The organism is Achromobacter sp. UBA4530, from assembly GCF_002388205.1.
Classification (GTDB): Bacteria; Pseudomonadota; Gammaproteobacteria; order Burkholderiales; family Burkholderiaceae_B; genus Achromobacter; species Achromobacter animicus.
This window is the reverse complement of record NZ_DGMA01000042.1, coordinates 1-10766: the sequence shown is the minus strand read 5'-3', so window position 1 is coordinate 10766 and position 10766 is coordinate 1. Positions and strand designations below refer to the sequence as shown.

Genomic DNA, 10766 nt, shown 5'->3' with positions numbered 1-10766 from the left:
GCCTTGGGGCGGCCCGGCGGCAAAATAATCCTTTTCTACTGCGGCTGATCACCGGGTCAGCCGCGTTTTCACGTTTCCCCTCCAGACCTGCAAATCGCCATGTCCGTCATCATTAAAGAAGAAGACTTGATCCAGTCGATAGCCGATGGCATCCAGTTCATCAGCTATTACCACCCCGTCGATTACATCCGCCACCTGGCGCGCGCCTACGAGCGCGAGGAAAGCCCGGCCGCGCGCGATGCGATGGCGCAGATCCTGACCAACTCGCGCATGTGCGCCGAGGGCAAGCGTCCGCTGTGCCAGGACACCGGCATCGTCAACGTCTTCCTGAAGATCGGCATGAGCGTGCGCTTTGACACCAAGCGCACCCTGCAGGAGCTCTGTGACGAAGGCGTGCGCCGCGGCTATCTGAATCCGGACAATCCGCTGCGCGCCTCCGTGCTGGACGATCCGCTGTTTGCGCGCAAGAACACGCGCGACAACACGCCCTGTATCCTGCACGTCGAACTTGTCCAGGGTGACAAGGTCGACGTGCAGATCGCCTCGAAGGGTGGCGGTTCCGAGAACAAGACCAAGTTCGCCATGCTGAACCCCAGCGATTCGCTGGTGGACTGGGTGCTCAAGACCGTTCCGTCGATGGGCGCCGGCTGGTGCCCGCCCGGCATGCTGGGCATCGGCGTTGGCGGCACGGCCGAAAAGGCCATGCTGATGGCCAAGCAGTCGCTGATGGAAGACATCGACATGTATGAACTGCTGGCCCGCGGCCCGCAGAACAAGCTGGAAGAGCTGCGCATCGAGCTCTACGAAAAAGTCAACGCGCTGGGCATCGGCGCCCAGGGCCTGGGCGGCCTGACGACCGTGCTGGACGTCAAGATCAGCACCTTCCCGACGCACGCGGCCTCCAAGCCGGTCGCCATGATCCCGAACTGTGCAGCCACGCGCCACGCGCACTTCGAGCTGGACGGCTCGGGCCCCGCGCGCCTGGATCCGCCGTCGCTGTCCGAATGGCCCGAAGTGCACTGGGCGCCGGACTACAACAAGTCCAAGCAGGTCGACCTGAACACGCTGACCAAGGAAGAAGTCGCCAGTTGGAAGCCGGGCCAGACGCTGCTGCTGTCGGGCAAGATGCTCACCGGCCGCGACGCCGCGCACAAGCGCATCCAGGACATGCTGGCCAAGGGCGAACCGCTGCCCGTGGACTTCACCAACCGCGTCATCTACTACGTGGGTCCGGTGGATCCGGTGGGCGATGAAGTGGTCGGCCCGGCAGGCCCCACCACCGCCACGCGCATGGACAAGTTCACGGACATGATGCTCGAGAAGACAGGCCTGATTTCGATGATCGGCAAGTCCGAGCGCGGCCCCGTCGCGATCGAAGCCATCAAGAAGCACGGCTCGGCCTACCTGATGGCCGTCGGCGGCGCTGCCTACCTGGTGTCCAAGGCGATCCGCGGCGCCAAGGTGCTGGGCTTTGCGGACCTGGGCATGGAAGCCATCTATGAGTTCGACGTGAAGGACATGCCGGTGACGGTGGCGGTCGACGCCCAGGGCACCTCGGTCCACACGACCGGCCCGAAGGAATGGCAGGCCAAGATCGGCAAGATCCCGGTTGCCGTTGCCTGATCGCAATGACTGCGTGAAGCCTGAATTGGCCGCTGACATCAGCGGCCAATTTTTTGACGGGTTTTTTTGCCGGGTGCGCGGCGCAATCGATGTATATACTCCGTCCGTCGTTCCGGGATAGTTCAGCGGCAGAACATTCGGCTCCAGTCCGGATAGGCGCTGGTTCGAATCCAGCTCCCGGATCCCTTCCTCTTTTCCAAGCGACGCAGCATGGATGACGCGCCGGATGCGCACGGGGCGGGTGGCGGCTATGCCGCGGCCATGCTCGCCAAAGCCTTCCTGACCCTCAAGACCCACCCGGACCCCGCCGTGCGCGAGCGCGCGGCCGTGCGCGTTGAACGCTGGCGCCAGGTGCTGGCGCATGCGCTGGACGGTTCGGCCAGCTATGGTTCCGCCACGCCGCTGCCCGGCATTCCCGACTGGGTGACGCTGGACGTCGCCACCGGCGGCTTTGCCACGGGCGATCTGCTTGCCGGCGGACCCCTGACGCCCTACGAGCGCGAATTGGCGGCGACGCTTTCCGGCATCACGCCGGGCAGCGAACGGCGGGATCTGAACGCCTGGTTTCTCAGCGAGGCCGGTGTCGCGCAGCTGCAAGGCCGCCTGGCGCGTGGCGACTATCGCATCGAGGTGCCGGAAGAAGCTGCGCTGGCCGTGGTGGCGTGGCTGTTGGGTCAAGGGCTTGGCGACGCCGCGCGGGAACTGGTCGCGGTGGTGGCGCCGTTCTTCGACCGGCTGCGATTCTTCCCCGCGCCCGGACCGGCCGATGAGGCGTCGGGCGCCGACATCCATGTCAGCACGGCGGGCGACGTTGCCGCCCGACTGTCGACCCTTCCGGCGCAGCCGCGCATCGCGGCGCAGCGCGCGGCCGTCCAGAACCTGCTGCCCGTTTACGACCGCGCCGTCGCGCTGTTCCTTGAAACGGTCGAAGACGATTGGCCGTGCCGGCGTTATCCGCAGGATTGGCGTCAACGCGCGCAGGCGCTGACGAACGAAATCAATGCCGCCCAGGACAGCGGCCAGATGCCGATCGGCACGTCGCGCAGACATCGTCACAAGCGCGAGCTCTTCGGCCTGCTGGCGCAATGCGCGCAGGACGCTGCCAGCCTGACCGGCAGGCAGGTCGGCCGCATACGCCGCATCGTCCGCGATTTCGTGGCCGCGCATGGCGAGCCCGGGTCAGCGGAGCACGAGGCCCTGCGCCAACGTCAGCGCGAGGATGTTTCCGCAGTGGGATTCCATGAGATCGCGCGCCTGGTGGCCGCTCGCTTGCGGAATCATCCGCCGACGGCCGGCGTGCGCGACCTGGCCCCGGTGCTGGCGCCGATGAGCGCGAACGAAGCCGCAACGCGCCAAATGCCGCCGGGCGTGCAGGTGCCGGCGCCCATCGCGCGGCGCGCGCAGCGCTGCCAGAGCGGCACGCTGGCCGACCTGGTGACGCGGGAACTGATCACCTCGTCGGACTTCCTGGCGACGCTTACGCCGCAGATCACGTCGGGTCTGCAAAGCGGCGGCTTTGACGATGCCGCATTGCGCACGCTCTACAGCGCTTGTTATCGCGCGTTCCGCCGGCGCCGATCGCTACTCCTGGTCAATCTTGAACGGCAGGCCTCGTTCGACCGGTTGCCCTGGATCGCGGCCCTGGAGAATCTGCGGCATCCCGCGCGGCAGGACGCCGACGCGGCGCGCGCCGCGCTGACGGAAATCGCGGAACTCGCGCTGGCGTCATTTCCGCATGCGCCCGTGCCGAACAAGCTGCTGCAGGAACTGCATGCGCTTGCCGAGCGCGCGCAATGGACGCTGCCGCTGGTGGACGAGGTGGCGGCGGACATCTTCATGGGGCGATTCGGACGCAAGTTCCACGAGGCGGCGCAATGCGCGGCGGCGCTGCTCGGCGACTGTCTGTACACCCGCTATTTCGACATCGACGCCCGCCAGGTGCTGGCGTTGCCGTTGCCGCGCAAATCACGTGGCCAGGACGCCGACGCCGATGCGTTTGACCGGCTTTGCATCACGCGCGCCGGCGTACAGCCAGGATTCGGCCAAGTGGGCGCCAACGGCATGGTGATCGAGCAGCAGCAGATCCTGACGACGCAGAATCTTGCTGTGCTGGTGAAGGGAGCAGGGTTGGATGACAGGCTGCGCGACCAGTACGGACGCATGGCGATGGCCGGTTTCGAATGGATCTGCGCGCGCCATCAGATGAAGATCCACGATTGGCATGCGTGTGTGCGGATGACCCGCAACACCGCCTACGCATGGCGGCAGGTGCTGTTCTTTCTGTCGATGCTGCCGCAGGGGGCGCAGGCCGCGACGATCGCTGCCATGGATGCGCATTTCCGGGCGCAGAGCAGGGCGTTTCGCGATCGCTTCGAACCCGTGATTCGCGGCCTCCACGTGGCGGCAGGCGGCCAGCGGCTGCCGCAGCATGACGCCGGCCCGCAAGGCGCGCGCGTGTTTCGAGGCTGGTTCAACACGCGCCACTGGCTGCTCGACGGCATGCACTGAGCCGCGCGGCGATGCCGGGGGTGACGCCGCAGCGTTCTGCCGCGCCTTCCCCCCAGCCTACTTCCGAAACGCCGCAATCACCTCCGCCGACTTGCCCAGCACGTCGCGCAGCACTTCCTCGGTATGCTCGCCCAGCATCGGTGGCGCGCGGCGGTACACGACGGGAGAATCCGAAAACCGCAACGGACTGGCCGTCACGGGCGCCACGCCACCCGCCGGATGCGGCATGTCGCGACGCAGCTGCCGCGCCTGCGCCTGCGGGTGCGCAAACGCCTGAGCGATGTCGTTGATCGGCCCGCATGGCACACCCACTGCTTCCAGCTTGGCAATCCAGTCATCACGCCGGCCTTCGCGCATGATGTCCGTCAGGATGCCGATCAGCTCCACGCGGTTGGTGACGCGCAGCCGGTTCGTGGCAAAGCGCGGATCGTCGCCCAACTCCGGCACGCCGATGGCGCGGCAGTAGGCGCGGTACTGCGATTCGTTGCCCGTGGCGACGATCAGGTGGCCGTCGCTGGCCGCAAACACCTGATAGGGCACCACATTCTGATGCGCATTGCCGGCGCGCGTGGGCGCCACGCCCGAGTTGAAGTAGTTGGAGTTCTGGTTTGCCAGCAGGGCCACGTGGCTATCCAGCAGCGCAATGTCCAGATGCTGGCCCTGACCGCTGCGATGACGCTCCTGCAGGGCCGCCAGCACCGCTACGGTGGCGTACATGCCGGTCACGATGTCGGTGACCGCCACGCCCGCCTTCTGCGGCCCGCCGCCCGGCAGGTCGTCGCGCTCGCCCGTGATGCTCATCAGCCCGCCCATGCCCTGGATCATGAAGTCGTAGCCGGGCCGCTGCGCAAACGGACCATCCTGGCCGAACCCGGTCACCGAGCAGTAGATGAGGCGCGGGTTGATGGCTTTCAGGCTTTCATAATCCAGCCCGTACTTGGCCAGTCCGCCCACCTTGAAGTTCTCGACCAGAATGTCGCTGACCGCCGCCAGTTCGCGAATCAGCGCCGCGCCTTCGGGCGTGGCCATGTCGGCTTCGACCGAGCGCTTGTTGCGGTTGGCGCTGAGGTAATACGCCGATTCGTTGGTGTCCTGGCCATCCCCGTCCTTCAAAAAGGGCGGTCCCCACGCGCGGGTGTCGTCGCCGACGCGCGGGCGTTCGATCTTGATGACGTCGGCGCCCAGGTCGGCCAGGTTTTGCGTGCACCACGGGCCGGCCAGGATGCGCGACAGGTCCAGCACGCGGATGCCGTCAAGCGGAGGCGGGCGCGTCATGATTGCACCGTCGCGGTGCCGTGGCTCATGACCACGATGCCGCGCTCTTTCGCGCGGGCAATGAAACGGATCTGACCATCCGGCATGCGCCACATGTCGCACTGCAGCGTCTCGCCCGGATAGACGGGCGCCGAGAACCGCGTATTCAGGCTGGTGAGCCGCGCCGCGTCGTAGTCGCAGAAGGTCTTGACGATGGCATGCGCGGCCACGCCGTACGAGCACAAGCCATGCAGGATGGGCCGGGGATAACCCGCCTGGCGCGCGACTTCCGGGTCTGCGTGCAGCGGATTGCGGTCGGCGTTCAGGCGATACAGCAGCGCCGCGCTGGACGGAATGCGCAGCTCGCAGCGCAGTTCCGGGTCGCCATCGGGCGCGGCGGGCAGGGCCTCGGGGCTGGCATCGCCGTCGCCGAATCCGCCATCCCCGCGGCAGAACGTGCTGGAGCGCAGCGTGGCCAGGCATTGCCCGTCTTCGTCGTGCAGCGTGCGTTCGCTGACGATGATGGCGCCCTTGTCCGCACCCTTGTCGATCACGTGCGTGTTGCGCGTTTTGCCGGTGACGACGCCCGACACCGGCAGCGGCGCGTGCAACGTGAGCCGCTGCTCGCCATGCACCACTTTCACCCAGTCCACCGTCGAGCGCGGGTCGCTCACCCAGAACCCCGGGTAGCCGAGGATCACGCTCATCGTCGGGAACGCGCGCAGGTCCTTTTCGTATACGTAGCGCAGTTGTCCCGCATCTTCCGGATCCTGTCCCAGACCGATGCCCAGCGCATACAGCATCGTGTCCTTCTGTTCATAACGCTGACGCACATCGTCAAAGCGCCAGTCCTTCACGGTTGCATAGTCCAACGGCATGTGGCGGCCTCAGATGGGATCCCAGTCGATCACGTCGGGCGAACGCTCCAACGCGTAGAAGTGCTTGCGCATCGCGGGCGCGGCGATCTCGGCAATGCGCTCCGGCGTCCAGCCTTCGCTGTGATGCACCGTGCGCAGCGGGCGGGGCTGGCTCATCAGCATGATCTCGTTGGCGCGCACGGCAAAGATCTGCGCCGTGATCTCGCTGGCCGCGTCGCTGGCCAGAAACACGGCCATCGGCGCCACCTTGCCGGCCTCCATCTTTTTCAGCTTCTCGACGCGCGCCTTTTCTTCGTCGGTCTCCGCCGGAATGGAGCTCGTCATGCGGCTCCAGGCAAACGGCGCGATGCAGTTGGACCGCACGTTGTAGCGCGCCATGTCCAGCGCAATCGACTTGGACAACGCGACGATGCCCAGTTTGGCGGCCGCATAGTTGGCCTGTCCGAAATTGCCGATCAAGCCCGAGGTGGACGTCATGTGCACGAAGGCGCCAGACTCCTGTTCGCGAAAGTAGGGCGCTGCCGCGCGGCTCATGTAGAACGAGCCGTTCAGGTGCACGTCGATCACCTGGCGCCATTCGGCTTCGCTCATCTTGTGGAAAACCCGGTCGCGCAGGTTGCCCGCGTTGTTTATCACCGCGTCCACCCGGCCGAATGCATCGATCGCCGTCTGCACGACGCGGCTGGCGCTGTCGTACGCGGCCACGCTGTCCGTGTTTGCGACGGCTTGGCCGCCCGCTTCGACGATTTCCTTCACGACCGCCTGCGCGGGGCCGTCCGCGCCGCCTTCGCCCGTGAGCGACACGCCGATGTCGTTCACCACGACCTTCGCGCCCGCCTCGGCCATTGCCAGCGCCACGCTGCGGCCGATGCCGCCGCCCGCGCCCGTCACGATCACCACCTTTCCGGATACCAAGCCGCTCATTGCTTCTGACTCCTGTGCTGCGGCGCGCACGCCGTCTGTGGAAAACAGTTCCGCATCAACCCGTCTGGTTCATGGGCATGGCCTCATGGTAGATTCGACCCGGCATTCGAAGAATTCAAAATTAGAAATGCCCCCCTTCTGCGTGGTGGAACATGAGACATGATCTGACGGACCTGCGTTTGTTCTTGAACGTGGGCGAAACACTCAATCTGACCCGTGCTGCGGAACGCACTTTCCTGTCCTTGCCTGCGGCAAGCGCGCGGGTCAAGCACATGGAAGAGGCATTCAAGGCCCGTCTGCTGGTGCGCATGGCCACAGGCGTCGCGCTCACGCCGGCAGGCGAGGTGCTGCTCAAGCACGCCAATGCCGTCTTCCGCCAGCTTGAATGCCTGAACGCCGATCTGCAGCCCTACGCCAGCGGCCTGAAAGGCCGCCTGCGCCTGCTGGCCAACACCACCGCCACGAACTCCTTCCTGGCCGATGCGCTGTCCACGTTCCTTGCGGAGAACCCCGACGTCGACGTCGAGCTCGAGGAAAAAATTTCCGGCGACATCGTCATCGCGATCCGCGCGGGCGCCGGCGACCTGGGCCTTGTCGCCGGCAACATCGACGTCGAAGGCCTGGACGTCACGCCGCTGTTCCGCGACGAACTCACCGTAGTCACATCGCTGGACCATCCGCTGGCCGCACAGAAGACCGCGCATTTCGCCGACCTTGTGGACGCCTACCAGTTCGTCGGCATCCACCCGGACAGCGCGATCCAGACCTTCCTCGAAGACATCGCCAGCGGCCTGGGCAAGCGCATCTGCCAACGCGTCCACGTAGGCAGCTTCGAAGCTGTGTGCCGCATGGTCGAGGCCGGCGCAGGCATCGCCGTCGTGCCGCGCGCGTGCGCGGCGCGCTACAGCCGCCCTGATTTCCTGCACGTGTTGAAACTGGATGACCCCTGGGCGCTGCGCGATCGCCTGCTGTGCCGCCAGCGCGGCCGCGACCTGCCCAGCTTCGCCGAGTGCTTCATCGGCCACGTGCAACGCGCCGCACGCGGGCAGTAAGGGGGCCGCGACAGACACGACGCCTGCAGCCAATCGCGCCTGCAACAGATAAGGCGTCCGCCACCCATGGCAGCCCGCGTCGTCGTCGTGCGCTTGCGACGCTGAAACGCCCGCGGTCGATCACCTGAATGCACCGGGTCGGGGTTTGCCCTGATCAGAATGTCCTAGCCCGTGTGCCGTAGCCCGGCCGCACCGCGAGATCGCCGGGCGTGCAGTCCGTCTTTCCGGCAGCGCGAAAGAGGGGCTTTTGCAAATACGTAGCGGCGTCGATCCGCATTCGGCAAATAATAAAAAACAGCGGCGGGCGGCAGCACGCGATGTCCAGCCGTGACCAGAACAAAACTCAGGAGACTGCCGTGATTCATCAAGACCGCCGCCGCGTCCTCGCGGGGCTGGGCGCAGCCTGCGCCGCCGCCATGCTTCCATCCTGGGCCCGCGCCGCCACCTGGCCGGGCCACGCCGTCACCTTCATCGTTCCCTTTCCCGCCGGCGGCCCCGTCGACACCACCGCACGCTTCACCACGCAGCCCCTTGGCCAACTCTGGTCCGTGCCCACCGTCGTCGACAACAAATCAGGCGCCGGCGGCATCGTCGGCGCCCAGTTCGCCGCGAAAGCAGAGCCCGACGGCTACAACTTCTTCTTCGCCTCCATCCACCACGCCGTTCTGCCCAGCCTGCGCAACAACCTCAGCTACGACATCACCACCGACTTCGTGCCAGTAGGCATGGCCGCGGTATTCCCCATCGTCCTCGTCGTCAACGCATCGCTGCCCGTCAACACCGTCAGCGAACTCATCGCCTACGCCAAACAGAACCCCGGCAAGCTGTCCTTCAGCTCCTCCGGCACCGGCGGCGGCACGCACCTGGCCGGCGAACTCTTCAACGCCATGGCCGGCGTACGCATCCAGCACGTCCCCTACCGCGGCAGCGCACCCGCCATGCAGGACCTGCTCGGCGGCCAGGTGCAAGTCATGTTCGCCGATGGCCCCTCCGCCGTCCCCCACCTCAAAGGCGGCAAGATCCGCGCGCTGGGCGTCGGCAACCCCACACGATCCAGCATGGTCCCCGACATCCCCACCATCGCCGAATCCGGCCTGCCCGGCTACGAAGCCTACTCGTGGAGCGGCGTCATGGCGCCCAAAGGCACCCCGCCCGACATCGTCAAGCGCATCAACGCGGACATGGTGAAGGTCCTGTCGAACGACAGCACCGCAAAGGCAATGATCGCCGCCGGCGCGGAACCCAAGCCGGGTTCACCCGAGGAATTCGGTAAATTCGTGCGCGACGAAATCGCAAAGTGGCGCGACCTGATCAAGGCCGCGAACATCAAGCTGGAGTAATCCAGTCGGAATCGTGAAGATCAGCGTGAACCGCGCTGGTCGGCACTGCCGACATCACCCGAGGAGTGACCTGACGCGGCGCGCGATTGCGGATCAGGTCACTCGCGCAACCGCGGTGGTGATCAGCGCACTGCGAACCAGTTGCCAGACAAACTGCCGTTCATGCCACAAAACGGCGGCCCAAAGCCCTCATTCTTCACACCGGCAGGCGGCGTCTCAACCGTCACCAGCACCGCACCGCGGCGCTTGAGCGTCAGCGACCAGGGCGGTCCATCCTGATAGATCACCGTCAGCGTGTCACCCGACACAATGCCCCGGCCGCTCAAATCGCAAACCCAGTTCCCGCTATACGGCCGCGCCGAATTCGCCGCCACCAGAAACTCGCCACGCGAATTCTGCGTCACCTCGATCTCGCCTTCGATGTTCCTCCACTTGCCGACAAATCCATCAGCCGGCTTAGGATTGATCGCCTTCAGAAACTCCAAGCGATATCGCATGGTGTCGGTAAGCGCCTGGAAAGGCGTGCTCTGCACGTAGGGCTCTGCATACGCTCTGTCGCGCACGCCCAGAAAGTACTTCTGATCGGCAACCAACGCCTTGGCCGCCTCGGCATCCAGTTGATCGCGCACGGCTTTGTATTGCTGCGCAATGGCAGCGTCCTGATCCCCCAACCGCGAATTGCCGCAAAGAGACTTCTCAACCGGCGTGGAAGCCTTGGCGCAATTGAACGAGGGCGCGGCCACAACACTGCCAGCCATCGCCAGCGAAGCCGAAAGGACCAGATATCGAATCATGGTGTGAAGCTCTCCAGAGGATGTACAAGTCCGGCCGCCGACCGGCGCCGCATGACCGCGCAGTTTACCGGTGTTGCCGTCACATCGGAGAAGGTGTCTGGACACCCTGCGAAGATTGCCGTCATGCGGCGGATGTACCTCAAGGGCGTCAGAAATCTGCCCCAAGGGCGTCAGGCGCCAGAGTGCGAAATGCCCTCGGCAAGCGCGAAGCGTCATCCCCTGACGCAAGACACCGCGTAAGCGTCCGGAGGCCGCCCGCGCGGCCAACCGGCCGCGGGCCCCGCAAGACGCTCCAACCCCGCGCAAGCGCAGCCAAGAACCTCAAGAACTCAACCCGCCCCAGCGCCCGCCAAGCTGAAACCACCCGAGCCCGGTGCGGCGTCGGCCTGGGGC

Annotated in this window: 8 protein-coding genes and 1 tRNA gene; 5 read left to right on the top strand and 4 right to left on the bottom strand. The window is 65.9% G+C overall.

Annotated elements, in window-relative coordinates:
* Nucleotides 1-99 precede the first annotated feature (99 nt).
* The 3 genes from B2W22_RS24735 to B2W22_RS24725 all read left to right on the top strand — a co-directional run bounded on the left by B2W22_RS24735 (nt 100) and on the right by B2W22_RS24725 (nt 4131).
* Nucleotides 100-1623 (top strand): fumarate hydratase, encoded by a 1524-nt coding sequence (locus tag B2W22_RS24735; protein ID WP_105237456.1) that lies wholly within the window; start codon nt 100-102, stop codon nt 1621-1623.
* Nucleotides 1624-1734: 111 nt separating this feature from the next.
* Nucleotides 1735-1806, top strand: a tRNA-Trp gene (locus B2W22_RS24730).
* A gap of 27 nt (nt 1807-1833) precedes the next feature.
* Nucleotides 1834-4131 carry a hypothetical protein gene (locus B2W22_RS24725; RefSeq protein WP_286939932.1) on the top strand — a complete coding sequence of 766 codons (2298 nt, stop codon included), beginning with the start codon at nt 1834-1836 and terminating at the stop codon, nt 4129-4131.
* 57 nt (nt 4132-4188) lie between these two features.
* Here B2W22_RS24725 and B2W22_RS24720 read toward each other — a convergent pair whose 3' ends face one another.
* From B2W22_RS24720 to B2W22_RS24710, 3 genes are read right to left on the bottom strand one after another with little or no spacing between them, the layout of a single operon-like run.
* Nucleotides 4189-5406 carry a CaiB/BaiF CoA transferase family protein gene (locus B2W22_RS24720; RefSeq protein WP_286939930.1) on the bottom strand — a complete coding sequence of 406 codons (1218 nt, stop codon included), beginning with the start codon at nt 5404-5406 and terminating at the stop codon, nt 4189-4191.
* The gene (locus B2W22_RS24715) at nt 5403-6263 is read right to left on the bottom strand and encodes a MaoC/PaaZ C-terminal domain-containing protein (RefSeq protein WP_175123289.1); all 861 of its coding nucleotides are present in this window, start codon (nt 6261-6263) and stop codon (nt 5403-5405) included. Before B2W22_RS24715 ends, B2W22_RS24720 begins: the two co-directional genes overlap by 4 nt.
* A gap of 9 nt (nt 6264-6272) precedes the next feature.
* The gene (locus B2W22_RS24710) at nt 6273-7187 is read right to left on the bottom strand and encodes an SDR family NAD(P)-dependent oxidoreductase (RefSeq protein WP_175123288.1); all 915 of its coding nucleotides are present in this window, start codon (nt 7185-7187) and stop codon (nt 6273-6275) included.
* Nucleotides 7188-7339: 152 nt separating this feature from the next.
* Between B2W22_RS24710 and B2W22_RS24705 the strand changes: the two genes are divergently transcribed.
* Together B2W22_RS24705 and B2W22_RS24700 are read left to right on the top strand one after the other, a co-directional pair.
* The gene (locus B2W22_RS24705) at nt 7340-8239 is read left to right on the top strand and encodes a LysR substrate-binding domain-containing protein (RefSeq protein WP_056569094.1); all 900 of its coding nucleotides are present in this window, start codon (nt 7340-7342) and stop codon (nt 8237-8239) included.
* Between the two features lie 317 nt (nt 8240-8556).
* Entirely contained in the window at nt 8557-9579 is a 1023-nt protein-coding gene (locus B2W22_RS24700; protein ID WP_414631268.1) for a Bug family tripartite tricarboxylate transporter substrate binding protein, read from the top strand.
* Nucleotides 9580-9701: 122 nt separating this feature from the next.
* On the opposite strand, the gene B2W22_RS24695 is transcribed toward B2W22_RS24700, so the two are convergent.
* The gene (locus B2W22_RS24695; protein WP_175138865.1) at nt 9702-10373 is read right to left on the bottom strand and encodes a lysozyme inhibitor LprI family protein; all 672 of its coding nucleotides are present in this window, start codon (nt 10371-10373) and stop codon (nt 9702-9704) included.
* Nucleotides 10374-10766 lie beyond the last annotated feature (393 nt).